Raw genomic sequence first — 21,229 nt, 5'->3', positions numbered from 1 at the left:
ATGATGACTGGCCACTTCCGAAGACATTATCGACAGTTGGAGAAGGGCGCAATCGAGGTGCGTGGCCTCCCTTTGCGCTGCAATTGGCGGCTTCCTGTGCTTCGTGGCCCTACACGCCCGGCAGTGCGGCGGCATAGCCACCAACGGACGGTTAATCTTCCACAATCAGCGCGCCCACGGTTCGATCACGTTTTAGCCGTTGCACCAGGCACATTGGGCAGTTGATGCTGTCCGCTGTGTTCCCCATCACACAATCGACGATGTCCTGCAGTTACACGCGCTTGTCCAGGTCCTTGTCTCAGATGCCACTGACCTGCACCGTGGCGGGTTTCGATGCAGGTATTGGCGATTTCGGACGCAGCATCGGCGTGGCATGGGTTTGCATCGATCCAGTGGATTATGTCCCATGGGCAATACGGAGTCCGCCCGGTATATGCTGATGCGATTGGCGGTAGCATCCTTCTTGATCCGTATTGCATCCAACCTGGAGGTTAGTGTGAGAAGTTTCCGAATTCATGCATTTGCTGGTGCATTGATGTTGGTGCCGGTATCCGTTTTTGCTTTTGCCCCGGGTGACGACCATGGAATCAAGATGGCCGGCCAAGGACTCGGCCAGTCGATTCCGCAGGCACAAGACCTGAGCGTGGATCCCGGCTGGTTGGTCTATGGGTTCGAGCGCGATGGCATGGACTATTTCCAGGTAAACGATCTCGCAGGGCACGTGCACATCGTGATCGGCAATGCTGCGGGCACGTTCTGGGTGCTGCCGGCAGGTGACCCATCTGCGAGGGTGTCGTTGCCGGAGCAGCGCCTGCCTGTTCCCGCAAAAGCCACCAGAACGGTTGTCTATCGGTCTTCCGCATTCACGCTGGTCAGATATGCTGGCGGAGCTGATGTGTTGTGGGCGGTAGAGGCACCCTGATACTGCCTGTTGCCGGGATATCGGCGAGCTTGAGTGTCGGGCTGCATGGGCACCCGGATGTTCGCCGGGTGCCCATGACGCCCTTGGCCAGGGGATGAGCGGGACGCTTATGCGATTCCGCTGCTTTGGTTCGCTCCGGCCGCTTGACTGTGAAATGCACTACTGCAGCGCAGAGGGTGCGGGGCAGCTGTACTGCGATGGAGCGCTGGGCACTGCCTCAAGTTTTGATTCACGGTCGAGGAACAGAATCCTGACCCGGTTGCCATAGCAGTCAACGGTCCCGTCATAGGGCAGGGTTCGCCCGGACAGCCGCTCGAACGCTGCCATGGTTGTCTGCTGGGAAAGGCGCCGACGCGACTCCAGCAGCGACACGACCATGAGGATTCCGCGCCTGGAACCCATTCCGCCGCACCTTGCACGAATGCGAATCTGGCCACCTTCATGCTTGAGAAGAATGGAGACCGCATCAATGAGTGTTCGGTAAGCGGCCAACTGCAGTTCCACGCTCAGGTTGCAGGGGTCGCCCTTCAGATCCGGGCGGAGAACGCGCTCCGTCAGCTTCCATGACTCACGGATGCCGCCAGCCTGCAAAGCCACGTAAAGCCCAAGATGCTCCAGGCCCGAGGGATAGACCATGCTTGTCTGTTCGCGAAAGAGCCGCGAATGTACATTTGAGGTATGCAGAAGGCTGCTGGCCACTGCGTGATGTCCCTGGGCCTTGAGCCAGTCGGCCAGCTCAACCAGCGACGTATCAATGCCGTCGCCGAGCTTGCGAAGGTGCAGGGCACGCTCACGCAGCTCCATCTCGCTGGCCAATTGCGAGCTCCTCGCAAGATGGATGGCGTCCCTTTCCCCCATCTCGCGCAGCCTGTAACGATGGTAGAAGTGGGTGATGCGTGATCCGAGCAACAGCAATACGATGCCGCTGATCGCCATGATCTGCTGGGTGATGAAGGCCGCTGGATCGAATGCGGTTGGATGTGTGTTGGGCGTGGTCAGGCCGATGACCATGTTGAGCACCGGCACTGCAAGGGCGGCACCCTTCCAGCCATACAGGCAGGTAAGTGCGGCCGCGGGGAGTGCCAACAGCAGCAGGAGCGTTGCCTTCAGCGCAACCCAGTCTGCGGGCAGTTGAGTTGCTGCTATCCCGATCAGCAGCATCAACGAAAGTGCCGCCAGCATCGGGGTCTTTCGTCCAGCGTTCCACTCCTGCCCCACGTCCTGTCGCGCCCACAGCATGGCGATGGGGGCCACCGTCAGAATGCCGATGAAGTCGCCCACGCTGTAACGCGCCGCATTGGTCAGGAAGGGCGTGGAAGGGGGTGTTGGCCAGAGCAGATGGGAAAAGCTGAGGTTCAGCAGAGTAATAACGACGCTGGAAGCGGCGGCAATCAACAAGAGGCCGATCGTCTGCGACTCCGCCATCAGTCGCCGTTGCAGCTTCACAATCAACATCACTGCGGGCATGAGGAACGCGGAGGCAACAATGACCCATGTCAGGCCGTACTTCTCGATCATTGGAACGCGGGACTGTGCAAAGTACGCATATTCGCCCAGCAGCAGATAAGGCCACAGGCGCGGCGGGCACAACAGTACGGCCGCCACCCGGATGCCGGCTGGCAAATAGAACTGATCCAGCGACAGCTGTCGGGTTGCCCAATAGGCAACTGCATAAAGCAAGGCAAGCATCAGGCCAGCCGGACGAATGCGCACCTTCAGCAACAATCCTTCTTTCCACCAGTCCAATCGCACGTCCCCCTCTCCTACGTGTCCCCTGTCAGCTTCCATTCGCCGCGGGGCCCGGTTTCTCAGGACGTTATCGGTCTGCGAACGATTATGCAATTGCACAGCTGCGCATTTAGGTAATTGACCAACCATCCATCACACATGTTGCGTGAGAATCTGTGACGTGTGCAGCACGATCAGCGCTGCGGTGCGCTTGTCAGAACGTTCAATACAGGTGGAGATGCAGAATCTTCACCACAACGCATCCCGCAGCTTGTACCACGACATCGCCGCCACCAGCAGCGGCGTGCGCAGCAGCCGGCCGCCAGGGAAAGGCGCATGCCGCAGGCGCTGGAACACGTCCAGGCGCTCGCTCTGGCCGGCAATCGCGGCGGCGATGACTTCGCCGGCCAGCCCGGCGGCGGCCACCCCATGGCCGGAGAACCCCTGCGCGAAGTACAGGTTGCCGTCCAGCCGGCCCCAATGCGGGGCGCGGTTGCGGGTGATGTCCACGTAACCGCCCCAGACCTGCTCCAGCGGCACGTCGGCCAGTTGTGGAAACACCTGGTGCATGCGCCGCTGCATCACCCCGTGCAGGCCGGGTGGGGGCAACGCCGAGTAACTGGCGCGACCGCCGAACAGCAGCCGGTGATCGTGGCTGAGGCGGAAATAGTCCAGTGCCCACGCGGTGTCGGCCACGGCCATGTTGTTGCCGATCAGGGCGCGGGCGCGCTCGGCACCGAGCGGCGCGCTGGCGCCGATATAGGTGCCGACCGGCATGATCCGGCGTTCCAGCTCGGGCAGCAGGCCCTGCAGCCAGGCATTGCCGGCAACCACCAGGTGCGCAGCGCGCACGCTGCCCCGCGCGGTATGCAGGGTGGGCTGCGGTCCGCGCTGCACGCGGGTCACTGCGGAGTTCTCGTGGATCACCACGCCGGCCGCGCGCGCCGCATCGGCCAGGCCACGCGCATAGGCCAGCGGGTGCAAGTGCGCGCTGTGCGGATCGAACATCGCGGCGCGGTAGCGCGGGCTGTCCAGCTGCGCGCGCAGGGCATCACGGTCCCACCACTGCATCGGGTAGTCGTAGTGGCGCTGAAGGTGCTCGCAGTTGGCGTGCAGGTCGCGCTCGTGGCGTTCGCGGATGGCGACGCTGGCGTGGCCCTCCACCCAATGGCAGTCGATACCATGGCGATCGATGCGCCTGCGCATCGCCTGTACCGCTTCGCGCGACCAGTCGAACAGGTGGCGCGCATCGTCACGGCCGAGCTGACGCTCCAGTTCGTCCACCTCGCAGCCATAGCCGGCCAGCGCCTGGCCACCATTGCGGCCGGACGCGCCCCAGCCGACCCGCTGTGCGTCCAGCACCACCACGCGCTGGCCACGCGCGGCCAGTTCCAGTGCGGCGGTCAGGCCGGTATAGCCGGCGCCCAGCACCGCAACGTCGGCCTGCACCTGCCCCTGCAACGAGGGCAGTGCGGGTGGTTCGGGCAGGCTGGAGGCATACCAGCTGGGCGGAAACGCGGCGCTCACTGCAGGCCTCGCGGGTGCAGTGCGGGAGGGCGGAGCAGGGCAGGTCGATCAGCGTTCACCCCGGTAGTTTCGCCGATGCGCGGCAGCTGCGGTGTGACGACAGCGACTTGCCGCCGTTGCCAGGCGACGGGTAACGTGTCGGCACGCCAAGGAGTGACCCCATGCGCCGCCTGCCCTGGGTGGGCCTGCCCACCGACAGCACCGTGCTCGGCCACCACCGTTTCGCGGTGGCCGGCGAGAAGTACGTGCGCGCGCTGGCCGAGGCGGCCGAGGTGACCCCGGTGGTGTTGCCGAGCCTGCAGCCACCGTTGCCGGCCAGCGACTGGCTGCTTGGGCTCGATGGCCTGCTGTTGACCGGCGCGGTCAGCAATATCGAACCGCAGCACTACGAGGGTGGCCGCAGTTGGCCAGGCAATCCGCATGATCCGGCCCGGGATGCCAACGCCTTTGCGTTGCTGCACGAAGCGCTGGCGCTGGATCTGCCGGTGCTGGCGATCTGTCGCGGTTTCCAGGAATTGAACGTCGCGCTGGGTGGCAGCCTGCATCCGCAGGTGCATGCGGTGCCCGGCCTGGCCGACCATCGCGAAGACCCGCAGGCGCTGGTGGAAGTGCAGTATGGGCCGGCCCATGCGGTGACCCTGGCCGCCGATGGCTGGCTGGCGCAGTGGCACGGCAGTGGCCGCGCGCAGGTCAATTCGGTGCACGGACAGGGCATCGCCCGCCTCGCGCAGGGCCTGCAGGTCGAGGCCATGGCCGATGACGGACTGGTCGAGGCAGCGCGCAGCCTGCACCATGGATTTGTGCTCGGCGTACAGTGGCATCCGGAGTGGCGTGTCACGCAGACGCCGTTCTATCACGCTATTTTCCGTGCGTTCGGCCAAGCTTGCCGGCAGCACCAACAGAACCGACTGGATTCCCGATGAGTTCCCGAACGCGCCCGCGCAAGACGGCCACGCCCCCCGCACCGCAGGAAAGCAGCCTGCTGCGCTGGCTGAAGGAGCGGCGCATCACCGAGGTGGAATGCCTGGTGCCGGACATCACCGGCAACGCCCGCGGCAAGATCATTCCTGCCGACAAGTTCTCGCACGATTACGGCACGCGCCTGCCGGAAGGCATCTTCGCCACCACCGTCACCGGCGAGTTCCCTGACGATTACTACGACCTGACCTCGCCGTCGGACTCGGACATGATGCTGCGGCCCGATCCGGACACGGTGCGCATGGTGCCGTGGGCGGCCGACGCCACCGCGCAGGTCATCCACGATTGCTACACCAAGAACGGCGAACCGCACGAGCTTGCGCCGCGCAACGTGCTGCGCCGCGTACTGGCGGCTTATGCGGAACTGGGCCTGCGCCCGGTGGTGGCGCCGGAGCTGGAGTTCTTCCTGGTGCAGAAGAACACCGACCCGGACTTCCCGCTGCTGCCACCGGCCGGTCGCTCGGGGCGCCCGGAGACCGCGCGGCAGTCGTATTCGATCGACGCGGTCAACGAGTTCGACCCGATCCTCGACCTGATGTACGACTACGCCGATGCGATGAAGCTGGACGTGGACACGCTGATCCACGAATCCGGCGCAGCACAGCTGGAGGTGAACTTCACCCATGCCGATGCGATGGACCTGGCCGACCAGGTGTTCCTGTTCAAGCGCACCATGCGCGAGGCGGCGATGCGCCACGGGGTGTACGCCACGTTCCTGGCCAAGCCCATGGAGAACGAGCCCGGTAGTGCCATGCACATCCACCAGAGCCTGGTGCGGGTGAGCGATGGCAGCAATGTGTTCGCTGGCGAGACCGATGCTGAGGGTGAGTTCAGCCCGGTGTTCGGCCACTACCTGGGCGGTCTGCAGAAGTACGCGCCGCAGGCGATGGCGTTCTTCGCGCCGAACGTGAATTCCTACCGGCGCCTGGTGTTCGGCGAGGTCTCGCCGAGCAACGTGCACTGGGGTTTCGACAACCGTACCTGCGGCCTGCGCGTGCCGCTGGATACACCGGAAAACATGCGCGTGGAGAGCCGGTTCGCTGGTTCCGACGCCAATCCGTACCTGGCAATGGCGGCCACCCTGGCCTGCGGCCTGCTCGGCATCCGCGAGCGGCTGGCGCCGGACGCGCCGGTGACCGGCAGCGCGAAGGAACTGGGCTACAACCTGCCGCGCTCGCTGGGCGAGGCGCTGGACGGGCTGGAGCAGTGCAGCGAGCTCCAGGCCCTGCTGGGCGAGCGTTTCTGCCGCGCCTACATCTCGGTCAAGCGCAAGGAATACGAGACCTTTTTCCGCGTCATCAGCTCGTGGGAGCGCGAGTTCCTGCTGCTGAACGTCTGAGCATCTGGAATAGAAAAATCCGCCGCCGGGGGGTAGGCTGGCACCCGTCGCCGGCCCCGCCGGCCCCCCTTCCCGCATTCTGGAGCACCCGATGAAGCTGCGTATCCTCACGCTCGGCCTGGCCTCCGCCATGCTTGCCGCCTGTGGCGGTGGCAACGGCGGCGCGCAGGACAGCCAGGTCCTGAACGTCTACAACTACAGCGATTACATCGCCGAGGACACCATTCCGACCTTCGAGAAGGAGAGCGGCATCAGGGTGACCTACGATGTGTTCGACAGCGATGAGATGGTCGAGACCAAGCTGCTGGCCGGCAACAGCGGTTACGACGTGGTGGTGCCGACCCTGAACTTCTTCGGCCGCCAGATCCAGGCCGGCGTGTTCCTGCCGCTGGACAAGAGCAAGATCCCGAACCTGGCCAACCTCGATCCGGCGGTGATGAAGCGCATCGCCACCCAGGACCCGGGCAACCAGTACGGCGTGCCGTACATGATCGGCACCACCGGCATCGGCTACAACGTGGACATGCTGAAGCAGCGCTTCGGCGGCAGCACCGATATCGCCAACAGCTGGGACCTGGTGTTCAAGCCGGAGAACATCAGCAAGATGAAGGACTGCGGCGTGACCATCCTGGACACGCCGGCCGACATGATCCCGATCGCGCTGCATTACCTGGGCCTGGATCCGCACAGCGGCGACCCGGCCGAACTGCAGAAGGCGGCCGACCTGCTGAAGTCGATCCGCCCGTACGTGCAGAATTTCCACTCCTCGCAGTACGTCGGTTCGCTGGCCAATGGCGGCACCTGCCTGGTGGTCGGCTGGTCGGGTGACATCATCCAGGCCCGCGACCGCGCCGAGGAAGCCAGCAATGGCGTGCACGTGGCTTATTCGATCCCGAAGGAAGGTGCGCCGCAGTGGTTCGACATGCTGGCGATCCCGAAGGACGCCAAGCACCCGGAAGCGGCTTACAGGTTCATCAACTATCTGCTGGAACCGAAGGTCGCCGCGGCCAACACCAACTTCATCCACTACGCCAACCCGATCCCGGCCGCGACACCGCTGGTGGACGAGGCGATCCGCACCGACCCGACGATCTATCCGCCGGCTGACGTGGCCGAGAAGATGTTCACCTACTCGATCAACACGCCGGAGACCGACAAGCTCTACACCCGGCTGTGGACCGAGGTGAAGACCGGCCGTTAAGCGGGTCTGGCGCCGCCGGGCGTTGCCCGGCGGCCGCCTTGCTTCACCGTGCCGGAATCGGTACCGCCGCCCTCGCCAAGGTGCCTCAGGATGGCCGGCAGCAGGTCGCGTGCATCGCGGCCGCCGTTGCACAGGAACGACGAACTCATCCGCTGCAGGTTGTGCATGCCGATGAAGAACAAGCCCGGTTGCGGGGAAACGCCAAACTCGCCCAGCGGATAGCCGTGGGCATCCAGCGCGCCCTGCACATCGAGCCAGGGCCACTCGGCGACGAAACCGGTGGCCAGCACCACCGAGCGGATGTCTGTGGACGGCAGATCCAGCTCGCACGGGGACGGTTCCGGCTCCCAGTGCAAGTAGACCTCTTCGGGAATGTAGCGGGCATCGTCGGTGCGCGGTTCGGGCCGCGTGGCGTAGTACGCGCTGGCCAGCGAATCGAGATAGGCATACTCGGCCCGCGTCGCTTCGATCGCGGCGCGAAGTTGCGGGCGGACATCGGCGAAGCGGGCGGTGTTCCCATTGAATTCCTGCAACCGGCCCAGCAACCTGATGCCTGCACGGTGCATCGCCAGCAGGCTGATCGAACTGCCCAGGCCGGCGCTTCCCTTGCCGGAAATCAGGGGGAACTCCGCGGTGCGGGCCTTGCGCAGCGCGTCCGGCTCGCCTGCCAGTACGGCCGCCGATTGGCTTACGTGTTGATGGATGCGCCCGGCCATGTCCCACCAGGTCATCGAGTCCTTGCCGCGCAGCCGACGGGTGTGCGAATGACGCTCGGCCAATGACCAGTACACGCTGCGACCACCGTCGCGCAGGTCCTGGGCGATCTGCGCGCCGGACTGGCCGCCGCCGATGACCAGCACCGCGCCCTCGGGTAGCTGGCCGGGACCGCGGTAGTCGCTGGAGTGCAGCATGGTGAGGCCTGCTGCGGGCGCGAACGGGGCCCGGGGCAACCGCGCCCGGCGGTATTCACCGGTGGCAACCACCACCGCCTGGGCATGGATCAGTCCCCGGCTGCTGTCGATGGCATAGCCACCGGACTCGGGCCCGACCCGATGGACCACGCACCCTTCGCTGATCGGCAACGAGCGCTCGTCGGCGTAGTCGCGGAGCCTCCGGATCACTTCCGGGGCCCCCATGAACCCTTCCGGGTCATCCCCGGCATAGGCATGGCCATGCAGGGCCATGGTCGCGTTGGCGGTGTTGGTCTGGAACGAATCCCAGCGTCGCCGCCAGCTGGCACCCACGGTTTCGGCCTCCAGCACGCGATGCTCGACGCCGGCCTCCTGCAGGAGCGCGCTGAGCGACAACCCGGCCTGGCCGGCGCCGATGATGACCAGCGGCAGCCGTGCAGGCAGGCAGCCCGGCAGGCGGGGCGGGAAAGGGGAGGGGCTGTCCAGGGAAATCACCAGGGTCGGTCCATGCAAGGCCTAGATCCGGGGCATTGCGCGGGGAATGTCCCGGGCATTCAATGGATCCCGCTCTGAAAAATGTTGCAGATCGGGCCGCCGCCCGTGGTGTCTGGCCGGGACGGCCGTCCGGGCGTCGAGGAGAGCCCGGGCCTTCCGGCGCACAGGCCACCATGGCGGGGGAAAACCGACACACCTCGGGGGGGGGCTGGGCGAGCCAGCGGCCGCTTCCACCCACTGCCGTCATATCCCCTTCGGCCCCCGGCCGTTAGAATGGCCGCCGCTGTCCACCGCCCGCTCCCGGAGCCCCCATGCCCGTTGAAGCCCAGCCGGTAGCCGCCGTCGTCGACACGACCGGTGCGCCCGGCTATCTCTCCATTCGTGATCTGCGCAAGGAATTCGACGGATTCGTCGCCGTCGACGACGTCAACCTGGACGTGCGCAAGGGCGAGATCTTTGCCCTGCTCGGTGGCTCCGGCAGTGGTAAATCGACCCTGCTGCGCTGCCTGGGCGGCTTCGAGACGCCCACCAAGGGCAGCATCACCGTCGATGGCCAGCGCCTGGACGCGCTGCCGCCGTACCAGCGGCCGGTCAACATGATGTTCCAGTCCTATGCCCTGTTCCCGCACATGACGGTCGAGCAGAACATCGCCTTCGGCCTGAAGCAGGATGGCCTGGGCAAGGACGCGATCAGCAAGCGCGTCGGCGAGATGCTCGACCTGGTGCAGATGGGCCACCTGGGCAAGCGCAAGCCGCACCAGCTGTCCGGTGGCCAGCAGCAGCGCGTGGCGCTGGCGCGGTCGCTGGCCAAGGGGCCGAAGCTGCTGCTGCTGGACGAACCGATGGGCGCGCTGGACAAGAAGCTGCGCTCGCAGATGCAGCTGGAACTGGTCAGCATCATCGAATCGTCGGGCGTGACCTGCGTGATGGTCACCCACGACCAGGAAGAAGCGATGACCATGGCCACCCGTATCGCGGTGATGGATGCCGGCTGGATCCAGCAGGTCGGCAAGCCGGACGAGGTCTACGAGCAGCCGGCCAACCGCTTCGTCGCCGAGTTCATCGGTTCGGTCAACCTGTTTGACGGGGTGATCGACGAGGACCTGCCCGAGTACGTGACCGTGCGCTCGCCGCTGTTCCCGGCGCCGATCTACATTGCCCATGGCATCACCTGCTATGAAGGGCAGCCGGTCGCGTTCGCGCTGCGCCCGGAGAAGGTGATGATCGGCAAGGACGAGCCAGAAGGGCACACCAACAAGGCGCAGGGCGTGATCGAGGACATCGCCTACTTCGGCAGCCACTCGGTCTATCACGTGCGCCTGCCCAGCGGCGCCAAGGTGCTGGCCAACTTCGCCAACTCGCAGCGCTGGGCCAGTGATGGCTTCACCTGGGGCGACGAGGTGTGGGTGCACTGGCGCGACAACGACGGCGTGGTGCTCACCTCATGAGCGTCGCCGGCTTGAAGCGCTGGCTGCCGGGGCTGCGTGCCACGGTGATCGGCATTCCGTACCTGTGGCTGCTGCTGTTCTTCGCAGTGCCGTTCCTGATCGTGCTGATGATCAGTTTCTCGCTCAGCCGGGTCGGCTCGCCGCCGTATACCTGGCTGCTGCAGTACGTGGACGGCGGGTTCTCGCTGAAGCTGAACCTGGAGAATTACCTGGCGCTGTTCCGCGATTCGATCTATGCGCAGGCCTTCCTGAGCTCGATCAGGATCGCGGCCATCTCCACCTTCCTGACCCTGCTGATCGGCTACCCGATGGCCTATGCCATCGCCCGCCTGTCGCCGGCCGCACGCAACGTGGCGATGATGCTGGTGGTGCTGCCGTCGTGGACCTCGTTCCTGATCCGCGTGTATGCGTGGAAGGCGATCCTGGACCGCAACGGCCTGCTTGACCAGTTCCTGCAGTTCACCGGCCTGCAGGCGCTGATGACGTCGATGGGCCTGCCGAAACTGCAGTTGATCGATACGCCGACCGCCGCCTACATCGGCATCGTCTACTGCTACCTGCCGTTCATGGTGCTGCCGCTGTACGCCAACCTGGTCAAGCATGACCACCGCCTGCTGGAAGCGGCCTACGACCTGGGTGCCAAGCCATGGCAGGCCTTCCTCCGCATCACCCTGCCGCTGTCGAAGGCCGGCATCATCGCCGGCTGCATGCTGGTGATGATCCCGGCAGTGGGTGAATTCGTGATTCCGGAAATGCTGGGGGGCTCGGAGACGCTGATGGTCGGCCGCCAGCTGTGGAACGAGTTCTTCAACAACCGCAACTGGCCGGGCGCGTCGGCGATGGCGGTGGCGATGATCCTGTTGCTGCTGGTGCCGATCCTGCTGTTCAACCGATCCCAGCAGCGCCTGCTGGAAGGGAAGCAGGCATGAGCCCGCGTACCGCCAAGGGCCTGGGGCTGGGCGTGCTGCTGCTCGGCTTCGCCTTCCTGTACCTGCCGATCCTGCTGTTGATGTTCTATTCGTTCAACAGCTCGCGGCTGGCGATGGTCTGGGCCGGGTTCTCCACCCGCGCCTACAGTGACCTGTTCGCCGACCGTGCGCTGATGGATGCGATGTGGACCAGCCTGGTGGTGGCGTTCTGGACCGCCTGTACCGCCACCGTGCTGGGCACGCTGGCGGCGATGGTGATGACCCGCTTCAAGCGCTTCCGTGGCAAGCCGATGTTCGGTGCGCTGGTCACCGCGCCGCTGGTGATGCCGGATGTGATCCTGGGCTTCTCGTTGATGGCGCTGCTGGCCTCGATGGGCGCGATTCCCGGCTTCCCGGCACGCGGCCTGGCCACCATCTGGATCGCCCACGTCACCTTCACCCTGTGCTTCGTCACCGTGGTGGTGTCCTCGCGGCTGCAGGAAATGGACCTGTCGCTGGAAGAAGCGGCGATGGACCTCGGGGCCAGCCGGCTGACCGTGTTCACCCGCATCACCCTGCCGATCATCGCGCCGGCGCTGGTGGCGGGCTGGCTGCTGGCGTTCACCCTGTCGCTGGATGACGTGGTGGTGGCCAGCTTCGTCGCCACGCCGGGCTCGACCACGCTGCCGATGAAGGTGTTCGCGTCGGTGCGCATGGGCATCAGCCCGAAGATCAATGCACTGGCCACGCTGCTGGTGTCGGCGGTATCGATCGCCGCGGTGATCGGCTGGTACATCAATGCCCGCGCCGAGAAGCGGCGCCAGCGCGACCTGCAGCTGGCGCGGCAGGACAACGGCTGAGTACACGATCCGTCCACTGTGCCGGCAACACCCGGCTCACGGCCGGCGGCGCACAATGGGGGTCTTCCAGATGGAGATCCCCCATGACCGTCGAGATCGTCGACCCGGCCACCGGCCAGGTGACCTACCGCCATGAACTGATGGGCGCTGCCGACATCGAGCAGCGCCTGCAGGCCGCCGCCGATGCGTTCCCCGGCTGGGCCGAGCGTTCGCTGCAGGAACGCGGCGCGATCCTGCGCCAGATCGCGGCGCAGCTGCGCACGCGCCGCGACGACCTGCAGCAGGCGATGACCCACGAGATGGGCAAGCTCAAGGCCGAAGCGCTGGCCGAGGTCGACAAGTGCGCGGCGGCCTGCGAGTACTACGCCGACCATGCGGCCGACTATCTGAAGCCGCAGCTGATCGACACCGAAGCCCAGCGCAGCTACGTGCGCTACGAGCCGATCGGCTGCGTGTTCGCGGTGATGCCGTGGAATTTCCCGATCTGGCAGGTGTTCCGCTTCCTCGCACCGGCGTTCATGGCCGGCAACGTGGCCCTGCTCAAGCACGCCAGCAACGTGCCGCAGTGTGCCGACCTGATCCTGGCGGTGTGCCGTGATGGCGGCCTGCCGGACGGCGTGTTCGACGTGCTGCACATCGACAACGACCAGGCCGCCGACGTGCTGCGCGACGCACGGGTGAAGGCGGTGACGCTGACCGGCAGCGAGCGGGCAGGGCGCTCGATCGCCTCCAACGCCGGCAGCCAATTGAAGAAGTCGGTGATGGAGCTGGGTGGCAGCGATGCCTTCGTGGTGCTCGACGATGCCGACCTCGGCAAGACGGTTGCGGCAGCGGTGAAGTCGCGCTTCGACAACAGCGGGCAGACTTGCATCGCGGCCAAGCGGTTCATCGTGGTCGAGGCGGTAGCCGATGAATTCACCCGCCGCTTCGTTGAAGCTGCGGCCGAGCGCCAGTACGGCGACCCCGATGAGCGGGGCACCACGCTGGCGCCGATGGCCCGTGCCGATCTGCGCGATGAACTGCACAAGCAGGTACAGGCCAGCGTGGCCAAGGGTGCGCGGGTGCTGATAGGCGGCGAGCCGATTGCCGGCACCCATGCCGGCTATCCGGCCACGGTGCTCGACCAGGTCGGCCCGGGCATGCCGGCCTACGACGAGGAACTGTTCGGTCCGGTGGCTGCGGTGATCCGGGTCGCTGATGAGAGCGAGGCACTGCGCGTGGCCAACGACACGCGCTTCGGCCTGGGCGGCAGTGTGTGGACGCGCGATCCGGTGCGCGGCGAAGCCTTCGCGCAACGCATGGAATGCGGTGCGGCCTTCGTCAATGCCATCGTCAAAAGCGATGCGCGGCTGCCGTTCGGCGGCAGCAAGCAGTCTGGCTTTGGCCGGGAACTGGCCGACCACGGCATCCATGAGTTCATGAACATCAAGACCGTTTACGTGGCTTGATGCCGAATGGCAATGCCGGCCGCTGGCCGGCATTGCCCTGGTTGCCGGCCAGCGGCCGGCACTACCACCAGCGGGTCACAACCACTTTGCGCGCTTGAACAACCGGTACAGGCCCACGCAGACGCCGCCCACACCAACGATCATCAGTGGGTAGGCCCACGGTTGGCTCAGCTCCGGCATGTGGCTGAAGTTCATCCCGTACCAGCTGGTGATCAGCGTCGGTGCCGCCAGCAGCGCGGCCCACGCACCGAGGCGCTTGACCGTCTCGCCCTGCGCCAGCGTCACCAGCGACAGGTTCACGCTGAGCGCGGTGCCCAGCATCTCGCGCAGGGTGTCGATCACATCGCTGATGCGTACCGCGTGGTCGTGCACGTCACGGATGTACAGCTTCACTTCGTCCGGAACCAGCTCGCCCTGGTAACGGCGCAGCTGGGCCAGCACATCCTGCAGCGGCGCCACCGCCATCCGCATCTTGTTCAGTTCGCGCTTGAGCTCGTACAGGCGCACCACGGTGCTGCGCTTGTAGTTCTCGGCGAAGATGTCCTTTTCCAGCAGGTCCAGGGTGTCGCGGAAGCGGTGCACGATCGGCAGGTAATTGTCGACCACGAAGTCGGTCACCGCGTACAGGCAGTACGACGGGCCCATCTTCAGCAGCTGCGGCTCACGCTCGACCCGAGCACGTACCGGCGCGTAGGACAGCGAGGCGCCGTGGCGCACCGTCACCAGGAAGCGCGGGCCGAGGAAGGCATGGGTTTCGCCATACTGGATGCGCTCGTCGACCATCTGCGCGGTGGTGACCACCACGAACATCGAATTGCCGTAGGTCTCGACCTTGGGCCGCTGGTGCGCGTTGCGCGCATCCTCGATGGCCAGGTCGTGCAGGCAGAATTCTTCCTGCAGTTTCAGCAGCACATCGTCGTTGGGATCGTACAGGCCGACCCACACGAAGCCATTGCCACTGGCGATGACATCGCTGATGGCGTCCAGGCTGATATCGTGGCGTATGCCCTCGTCATCATAGTGGACGCAGTTGATGACGCAGGCGGGGTTGGCTGAAGCAGGGGCGGAAGCGGAGGCGGGCAATGACATGCCCGCCATCGTGCGTCAGCGCCGTGTTTCGGACAAGTGAGGACGGCGCCCCAACACCCAGGCCAGTGCCGCGTGCACGGGCAACAGCAGTACGATCCACTGCACGTTGTACTGGGCCTGCAGGCTCAGCCAGTGCAGCACCAGCGCGGCCACGGCCTGTACCGCCAGCAGCCACAGCACGATCCTGAACATGCGCCCCGGCACGCGCCGGCGCAGCAGGCTGATTGCTCCGGGCAGCAGCAGCGCGGCCAGCGGCGAAAGCAGCAGCAGGTTGCGGTTGGCCCAGGCGGCGTAGTGGGTGCTGAAGCCCCACAGGAACACCAGCAGGCTGCCGGCGACGGCGCACAACAGCCAGAACGGCAGGGCCAGCCCAGCCAGCAGGCGCGGCCGGTTGCGCAGCGCCAGCACGCCGCCGGCCACGACCAGACCAAGCAGCAGCCACGGCCACCAACGACGCGCGAACTCCTTCGGCTCCGGATCAATGCGGTGCGGCAGCAGTTCCTGTTCGGACTGCACCAGCGGCCGGCCATCACTGTTGCGTGCCTGGCGCAGCGCATCGGCCAAGCGCATCGGCACGAATGCTTCCTGCCAGCGCGACAGCGGCTGGTCGGCGAACGGCCCCAGGCCGACATCGAAGCCCAGCCACATCCACGGGGCGGGCGAGGCCAGGCGCACCGACTCGCTGCGGTAGGTGTTGCCGCGCGAACGCCCCGACAACTGCGACTGCAGGCCACCGCCCAGTGCCTTGTCCACCGTGTCGCGTACCATCGTGGCGCAGTTGGCGGTGTAGTAATCGTAGTGGTAGCGCGCGTTTTCCGGCTTGGCCCGCTCGGCCAGGTCAGCGGCCAGGGAACGCGCCTGTTCAGGGCGCAGGTCCAGCCACTGCACGCTGGCACCGCGGCCGGTCTCGTCGTAGTACGACAGGTCCTGCTGCAGCGGCAGCGCCACCAGGTAATACATCATGTCGCCGCGCACGAAGCGGCTGATGAAGTCGTCCTCGGACGGATCGAAGTAACCGAAGTTGTATGAGGTCGCTTCGCCACTGGCCGGATCGACCACGACGATGGCGTCATGGCCGAAGCGTTCGAAGAAAACCGTGCCCGGCTGCATGGTCACCACGCCGATGCGCGGGGCCGGGGCCTCCGCGTTGGCGGTGGCCGGTGCGGGCACGGCTGCCGCCGGCTGCGCGAAGGCCGCCAGCGGCAGGGCCATGGCCAGCACCCACAGTGCCAGCCACACCATGAGGATCAGGCCGCGGCGCTTCAAGCGTCGTCCTGCGCGTCCGGCGGCAGCACGGTCACGTGGAAGGCCTGAACCCGGCGCGCATCGGCGCGGGCCACGCGGAACATGAAGCGGTCCAGTGCCAGCTCATCGCCGACTTCCGGAAGGTGGCCCACGGCCTCGGTGACCAGGCCACCGATGGTGTCGTAGTCCTCGTCGGAGAACGTCGCGCCGAAGCGCTCGTTGAAGTCGCCGATCGGGGTCAGCGCGTCGACCACGTACTGGCCGTCGGACTGGATGGCGATCTGCGCGGACGGATCCTCGGCCTCGTCGTGCTCGTCGTCGATCTCGCCGACGATCTGCTCCAGCACGTCCTCGATGGTGACCAGACCGGCAACGCCGCCGTACTCGTCGACCACGATGGCCATGTGGTTGCGCGACAGGCGGAACTCCTTCAGAAGCACGTTCAGCTTCTTCGCCTCCGGGATCAGCACCGCCGGGCGCAGCAGCTCGCGCACGTTGGCCGGGCCGTTGTCGGCGACCACGCCGCGCAGCAGGTCCTTGGCCAGCAGGATGCCAAGGATGTCGTCCTTGTTCTCGCCGTGCACCGGGAAGCGCGAATGGCCCGATTCGACCACCTGCTTCATCAGTTCCAGGAAGGGCGCTTCGACCGGCAGCGAGACCATCTGCGAGCGCGAGATCATCACGTCGCCCACGGTCAGCTCGGCCACCGAAATGGCGCCTTCCATCATCTTCAGGGTATCGGCGGCGATCAGACCCTCTTCCTGCGCGGTGTGCAGGACAGCGACCAGCTCGTCGCGGGTGTGGGGTTCGCCGGAGAAGGCCGAGGTCAGGCGTTCAAGCCAACCGCGCTTCTTTTCACTGTGCTCCGCAGGGGAGCTACTACTGTCGTCTTCTGACATCTCTGGAAAAAAGGCACCCGGCAGGCCGGGCGTTGGCCCAAGTCTAGCAGGATGTGGCGGCCTGTCAGTGACCGTCGCTGCCCGGTCCGGTGATCGGCGGCGGGGCCAGTTCAGGCCGGGCAGGGGCTTCTTCTTCAGGCAGGTCCAGGCTGTAGGTACAGCCGGCCAGGGTCTTGCCCGGATGGGAGGCCACGGTGGAGACGCTGAGGATGATCGACTCGATCTGGGCCTCGCCGCTCTTCGGGTCGGTCACGTCGCGGCTGACCAGCTCGCGGCCGGCCATGAACTTGCCGTCCTGGTCGTAGCCGGTCTCCAGCGCCAGGCGTTTGGCCAACGGCCGCGGGTCAGCCTGGTCGAGGATCGCCATGATGCTGGAGCCGGCCACGGCGACCCGTTCGGTGCGGTCGCCGAACACGCTGATCGGCTGGGCCAGTCGGTACTCGCTCATGAACTGGTTGCCCTGGGGCAGCGGCTGCAGGCCGTGGGCGACGGCCTTCAGCGGATCAGCCAGCAGCGGTGCCAGTGCAGCGTGATCGGCTACGCCCTGGCGGCATTCGATCAGCGCCGGCAGGTCCAAGGCAGCGGCCGGGGCGGACGCGACGAGCAGCAGGGGCAGGACAATACGCAGCACGGGCACTGGATCCGCAACGGAAGGCAGGCCGGTGATCGTACCGGTCCCGGTCGGCTATCGCGAGCGTCTCTACGCAGTCAGGGAGATTGCAGGTGCGATGCCGCTGGGTACCAGCGCAGCCTGACCGGGTAGCCCAGCAGCGCCTGCAGGTGGTCGCGCACGGTCGCCGCCGTTGCGCGCGCGCCAGCGGTATCCCGGAGTTCCAGCTCCAGTTCACCGGTCATGACGTCCAGGCCATAGCCGGTCAGGCCGGGCAGCTGCGGGATGAACCAGCCCTGCTGCGCCTGAAGACGGCGCTGCATCTCCGCTTCGGTCATTGAAGCGCCGATGATGTAGCGCACGCGTTGCGGGCCGTCCGCCCCTGGATGGGTCTCATCGGCCGCAGGTGCCGGCCCAGTCAGTCGCACGACGACGTTCCACCCCGTCGCATTGTCCACCCACATACCGGCCAGGCGTGCCGCGTGGCGCGCCCTCAAGCGTTCCATCAACGCGTGCTGCTGCGCCTCGGCGACCGCCTGGCGGGCCGTCTGCTGGCTGACGTCAAAGAAGGCCTGCACCTCGGCGACTTTGGCGGCAATGTCGGCGGCGCTGTCGCTGGCCGGGAACGGCGACGGTCGTTCCCGGTCGGGGTCGATGCCCGGGGCAGTGGTTACCTGCAGAAGAGCGGCAATGAGTGCGGGTAACAGCGCGATCGGGGTGTCCTCTGTGATGAACCCGGTATGCGTGGCCGTCAGCGCTCGCCGGCGTAGGGATCGGCGATGCCGAGCTCGGCCAGGATCTCGCGCTCCAGCTGTTCCATTGCGTCGGCTTCCTTGTCGTCCTCGTGGTCCCAGCCAAGCAGGTGCAGCACGCCGTGCACGGTCAGGTGCGCGTAATGGGCGTTGAGCGCCTTGCCCTGTTCGTCGGCTTCGCGGGCCACCACCGGTGCGCAGATCACCAGGTCGCCGAGCAATGGAAACTTGACGCCCTTGGGCAGGCCTTCGGGCACGTCGGCCGGGAAGCTGAGCACGTTGGTGGCGTAGTCCTTGCCACGGTAATGGCGGTTCAGCGACTGCCCCTCCTTGGCATCGACCACGCGGATGGCCAGGTCGGCCTCACGGATGCGGCCCTTCAACGCAGCGGCCACCCACTTGCGGAAGCTCACTGCGGCCGGCAGCCCGGTACGCGGCAGGGCATAACTGACGGCGACGTCCAGTCGCACGGGACCACGGGTCATGGCGTTGCTCCAGGCTGGATCTGATGCAGGTCGCGGCGGTCGTAGGCGCTGACGATGCGCGCCACCAGCGGATGCCGGACCACGTCGCGGGATTCGAAGAAGGTGAAGCTGACGCCCTCGACCTCGCGCAGCACATCGATGGCATCGCGCAGGCCGGACTTCACGTGCTTGGGCAGGTCGGTCTGGGTCAGGTCACCGGTGACCACCGCCGTGGAGCCGTAGCCCAGGCGGGTCAGGAACATCTTCATCTGTTCGATGGTGGTGTTCTGCGCCTCGTCCAGGATCACGAACGCATCGTTGAGCGTGCGGCCGCGCATGTAGGCCAGCGGCGCGATCTCGATGACGTTCTTCTCCAGCAGCTTGACCACCTTCTCCACGCCCATCATCTCGTACAGGGCGTCGTACAGCGGTCGCAGGTACGGGTCGACCTTCTGGCTCAGGTCGCCGGGCAGGAAGCCCAGCTTCTCGCCGGCTTCCACCGCCGGGCGCACCAGGATCAGGCGCTGCACCCGTGATTCGTTCAGTGCTTCGACCGCGCTGGCCACGGCCAGAAAGGTCTTGCCGGTTCCGGCCGGGCCGATGCCGAAGTTGATGTCATGCGTGGCGATCTGGTGCAGGTAGCGGCCCTGGTTGGCGCCGCGGCCACGTACCGTGCCACGCTTGACCTTGATTGCCACGTCCTGCGCTTCGTAGGAGCGTTCGGCGATCTGCTCGACGTTGGCCTGCGCCAGGCGCAGGTGGATGGCGTGGTTGTCGAAGGTGGTTTCGCCGGCTTCGGCGTACAGCGCTTCAACCAGCTTCTGCGCCTCGACGATGGCTTCGTTGGGCCCGCTGATGCGGAACACGAAGCCACGATTGGCGATCTCCACGCCGAGCTTCAGCTCGATCTGGCGCAGGTGCCCGTCGAAGGGGCCGCACAGGTTGGCCAGTCGCTCGTTGTCTTCCGGCGACAGGGTGAAGTCTCGATGATCGATGCTTTTCATTGCTTGGGGTGGGGCGGGGTCGCCGTCCACCGCGATGGACTCGGGGTGACAAGGTTACGCGCGTACCGGGCATGCGGCCAGCGGCGGGCCGATACGCGGTTTTCCACACCCGGTGTGGACGGGGGGCGCGAAAAGCTGTGGATAGGCCTTCGCAGTGCTTGTGCCACAAGGCGTATGAGGTGGTGGTGAAAAAACCGTCACGGTCGGCCGCTCCTGTGACGGCAGCGCATCTTCCGCTGCCAGGCAGCCAGTACGGCCGCCCCCGTCCGGTTCTCCACACCGGCTGTGGAATGATGCTGAATCAAGCTGTGGATAGGTGGCGAGGAACCTTGCAGCAAAAGGCTCGCCCGTACGTGGCGAAAAAACCGTCAGGGCTGATCGGAATCATTGAAGGTGCACGGGGCAGGTGGCACCGTGTCGCCGTCGCAGGAGGGGATGGCATGGGCATCGGCAACGGGATGCGTGGACTCGGGCTGGCGGGCATCGGCCTGCTGGCGGGCTGTGGGCAGTCAACGCCAACGGCGCTGGGCACACTGGAGTGGGACCGGATCACGGTGCCGGCGCCGGCGGCCGAGGTGATCGCCACGGTGGAGGTGCGCGAGGGCCAGCGGGTCAAGGCCGGGGCCGTGCTGATGCAGCTCGACCCCGCCCGCGGCGACGCGCAGTTCGCGGCGGCGCAGGCCGACACGGCGCGCGCGCAGGCCCAGCTGGAAGAGCTGAAGCTCGGCCCGCGCCAGGAACAGATCGCACAGGCCCAGGCACAACTGGCCGCATTGCGCGCGCAGTCTGCTGAAGCCACTGCCTACTATCGTCGGGTGCAACCATTGGCACGCCAGCGCCTGATCGCCGCCGCCGAGCTGGACCGTGCACGGGCAGCCGCCGGCAATGCCGCGGCCAGCGTGCGTGCCGCCGAGCAGGCCTGGCTGGAACGGGTGCACGGCAGTCGCGCGCAGGACATCGCTCAGGGCCAGGCGGCCGCCGACGCCGCACAGGCGCAGCAGGTGGTGCAGGGCGTCAACCTGCAGAAGCTGCAGCTGCGCGCACCGCGCGATGGCGTGATCGATGCCTTGCCCTACCGGCAGGGTGACCAGGCACCGATCGGGGCGCCGCTGGCGGTGATGCTGGTCGGCGAGCGCCCCTATGCGCGCGTCTACCTGCCGCAGCCGCTGCGCCTGCAGGTCAAGGTCGGTCAGCCGGCACAGATACAGCTGGAGGGAGGGGGCACCACCGTACTGAAGGGCCATGTGCGCGCGATCCGCAGCGAGCCTTCTTTCACCCCGTACTACGCACTGACCCGCGATGACGTCGAGCGCCTGAGCTACCTCGCCGAGATCGAAGTGGATGCAGCCAGCGACATGCAGAAGCTTCCGGCCGGACTGCCGGTGCAGGTGCGCTTCTGAA

The 21,229-nt window shown here is 66.2% G+C and carries 20 protein-coding genes; 10 read left to right on the top strand and 10 right to left on the bottom strand.

All coding sequences use genetic code 11. The annotated features are described in order from the left end of the window. The first annotated feature begins 406 nt into the window (after window positions 1-406). On the top strand, window positions 407-922 hold the full coding sequence (locus AC5P7S_RS05570) for a hypothetical protein (protein ID WP_095378309.1): 516 nt from the start codon (window positions 407-409) through the stop codon (window positions 920-922). Window positions 923-1,081: 159 nt separating this feature from the next. Here the strand turns inward: AC5P7S_RS05570 and AC5P7S_RS05565 are convergent, their stop codons facing one another. Next, window positions 1,082-2,674 carry an MASE1 domain-containing protein gene (locus tag AC5P7S_RS05565; RefSeq protein WP_032954066.1) on the bottom strand — a complete coding sequence of 531 codons (1,593 nt, stop codon included), beginning with the start codon at window positions 2,672-2,674 and terminating at the stop codon, window positions 1,082-1,084. 225 nt (window positions 2,675-2,899) lie between these two features. Further along, the gene (locus AC5P7S_RS05560) at window positions 2,900-4,138 is read right to left on the bottom strand and encodes an NAD(P)/FAD-dependent oxidoreductase (RefSeq protein ID WP_194442127.1); all 1,239 of its coding nucleotides are present in this window, start codon (window positions 4,136-4,138) and stop codon (window positions 2,900-2,902) included. Window positions 4,139-4,338: 200 nt separating this feature from the next. Between AC5P7S_RS05560 and AC5P7S_RS05555 the strand changes: the two genes are divergently transcribed. From AC5P7S_RS05555 to AC5P7S_RS05545, 3 genes are all read left to right on the top strand, one after another. After that, a complete protein-coding gene (locus AC5P7S_RS05555; RefSeq protein ID WP_095378308.1) occupies window positions 4,339-5,100 on the top strand; it encodes a gamma-glutamyl-gamma-aminobutyrate hydrolase family protein in 762 nt (253 codons plus the stop codon). Then, window positions 5,097-6,494 carry a glutamine synthetase family protein gene (locus AC5P7S_RS05550; RefSeq protein ID WP_088025507.1) on the top strand — a complete coding sequence of 466 codons (1,398 nt, stop codon included), beginning with the start codon at window positions 5,097-5,099 and terminating at the stop codon, window positions 6,492-6,494. Before AC5P7S_RS05555 ends, AC5P7S_RS05550 begins: the two co-directional genes overlap by 4 nt. Window positions 6,495-6,585: 91 nt before the next feature. Further along, the gene (locus AC5P7S_RS05545; protein WP_065186097.1) at window positions 6,586-7,695 is read left to right on the top strand and encodes a polyamine ABC transporter substrate-binding protein; all 1,110 of its coding nucleotides are present in this window, start codon (window positions 6,586-6,588) and stop codon (window positions 7,693-7,695) included. On the opposite strand, the gene AC5P7S_RS05540 is transcribed toward AC5P7S_RS05545, so the two are convergent. After that, complete coding sequence (locus AC5P7S_RS05540; RefSeq protein ID WP_095378307.1) at window positions 7,692-9,119, bottom strand: flavin-containing monooxygenase; 1,428 nt, start codon at window positions 9,117-9,119, stop codon at window positions 7,692-7,694. The genes AC5P7S_RS05545 and AC5P7S_RS05540 overlap by 4 nt on opposite strands. 293 nt (window positions 9,120-9,412) lie before the next feature. Here AC5P7S_RS05540 and AC5P7S_RS05535 point away from each other — a divergent pair, with 293 nt between their 5' ends. The 4 genes from AC5P7S_RS05535 (at window position 9,413) to AC5P7S_RS05520 (ending at window position 13,765) form a co-directional block, all read left to right on the top strand. Then, the gene (locus AC5P7S_RS05535) at window positions 9,413-10,549 is read left to right on the top strand and encodes an ABC transporter ATP-binding protein (protein WP_005415926.1); all 1,137 of its coding nucleotides are present in this window, start codon (window positions 9,413-9,415) and stop codon (window positions 10,547-10,549) included. Next, window positions 10,546-11,478, top strand: a complete 933-nt coding sequence (locus tag AC5P7S_RS05530; protein WP_005415927.1) for an ABC transporter permease subunit — start codon at window positions 10,546-10,548, stop codon at window positions 11,476-11,478. Before AC5P7S_RS05535 ends, AC5P7S_RS05530 begins: the two co-directional genes overlap by 4 nt. Next, a complete protein-coding gene (locus tag AC5P7S_RS05525) occupies window positions 11,475-12,317 on the top strand; it encodes an ABC transporter permease subunit (protein WP_095378306.1) in 843 nt (280 codons plus the stop codon). The genes AC5P7S_RS05530 and AC5P7S_RS05525 overlap by 4 nt, the downstream gene beginning before the upstream one ends. Before the next feature lie 83 nt (window positions 12,318-12,400). Then, window positions 12,401-13,765, top strand: coding sequence for an NAD-dependent succinate-semialdehyde dehydrogenase (locus AC5P7S_RS05520; RefSeq protein ID WP_005415929.1), 1,365 nt, complete (start codon window positions 12,401-12,403; stop codon window positions 13,763-13,765). Window positions 13,766-13,840: 75 nt separating this feature from the next. Here AC5P7S_RS05520 and AC5P7S_RS05515 read toward each other — a convergent pair whose 3' ends face one another. The 5 genes from AC5P7S_RS05515 to AC5P7S_RS05495 all read right to left on the bottom strand — a co-directional run bounded on the left by AC5P7S_RS05515 (window position 13,841) and on the right by AC5P7S_RS05495 (window position 18,036). Further along, on the bottom strand, window positions 13,841-14,863 hold the full coding sequence (locus AC5P7S_RS05515) for a magnesium and cobalt transport protein CorA (RefSeq protein ID WP_065177395.1): 1,023 nt from the start codon (window positions 14,861-14,863) through the stop codon (window positions 13,841-13,843). A 6-nt stretch (window positions 14,864-14,869) separates the two neighbouring features. Continuing rightward, window positions 14,870-16,120 carry a lipoprotein N-acyltransferase Lnb domain-containing protein gene (locus AC5P7S_RS05510; RefSeq protein ID WP_095378305.1) on the bottom strand — a complete coding sequence of 417 codons (1,251 nt, stop codon included), beginning with the start codon at window positions 16,118-16,120 and terminating at the stop codon, window positions 14,870-14,872. Beyond that, on the bottom strand, window positions 16,117-16,998 hold the full coding sequence (locus AC5P7S_RS05505) for a CorC family transporter (RefSeq protein ID WP_005408827.1): 882 nt from the start codon (window positions 16,996-16,998) through the stop codon (window positions 16,117-16,119). The genes AC5P7S_RS05510 and AC5P7S_RS05505 overlap by 4 nt, the downstream gene beginning before the upstream one ends. Window positions 16,999-17,062: 64 nt before the next feature. Next, window positions 17,063-17,629, bottom strand: a complete 567-nt coding sequence (locus AC5P7S_RS05500) for a hypothetical protein (RefSeq protein ID WP_005415933.1) — start codon at window positions 17,627-17,629, stop codon at window positions 17,063-17,065. A gap of 77 nt (window positions 17,630-17,706) precedes the next feature. Next, window positions 17,707-18,036, bottom strand: a complete 330-nt coding sequence (locus tag AC5P7S_RS05495; RefSeq protein WP_242441367.1) for a hypothetical protein — start codon at window positions 18,034-18,036, stop codon at window positions 17,707-17,709. 54 nt (window positions 18,037-18,090) lie between these two features. Here AC5P7S_RS05495 and AC5P7S_RS05490 point away from each other — a divergent pair, with 54 nt between their 5' ends. Beyond that, window positions 18,091-18,312: a hypothetical protein gene (locus AC5P7S_RS05490; RefSeq protein ID WP_242441366.1), complete on the top strand. Its 222-nt coding sequence runs from the start codon at window positions 18,091-18,093 to the stop codon at window positions 18,310-18,312. Window positions 18,313-18,359: 47 nt separating this feature from the next. On the opposite strand, the gene ybeY is transcribed toward AC5P7S_RS05490, so the two are convergent. Both ybeY and AC5P7S_RS05480 read right to left on the bottom strand, forming a co-directional pair. After that, the gene (gene ybeY / locus AC5P7S_RS05485) at window positions 18,360-18,845 is read right to left on the bottom strand and encodes an rRNA maturation RNase YbeY (RefSeq protein WP_065177391.1); all 486 of its coding nucleotides are present in this window, start codon (window positions 18,843-18,845) and stop codon (window positions 18,360-18,362) included. Next, on the bottom strand, window positions 18,842-19,828 hold the full coding sequence (locus AC5P7S_RS05480) for a PhoH family protein (protein ID WP_005415936.1): 987 nt from the start codon (window positions 19,826-19,828) through the stop codon (window positions 18,842-18,844). The genes ybeY and AC5P7S_RS05480 overlap by 4 nt, the downstream gene beginning before the upstream one ends. Before the next feature lie 440 nt (window positions 19,829-20,268). Between AC5P7S_RS05480 and AC5P7S_RS05475 the strand changes: the two genes are divergently transcribed. Beyond that, the gene (locus tag AC5P7S_RS05475; protein ID WP_095378303.1) at window positions 20,269-21,228 is read left to right on the top strand and encodes an HlyD family secretion protein; all 960 of its coding nucleotides are present in this window, start codon (window positions 20,269-20,271) and stop codon (window positions 21,226-21,228) included. Window position 21,229: the final 1 nt, after the last annotated feature.

This window comes from Stenotrophomonas sp. YJH_SMC_32 (assembly GCF_059369975.1).
The sequence above is the reverse complement of the archived record's forward strand: the minus strand, read 5'-3'. Positions and strand labels throughout refer to the sequence as shown.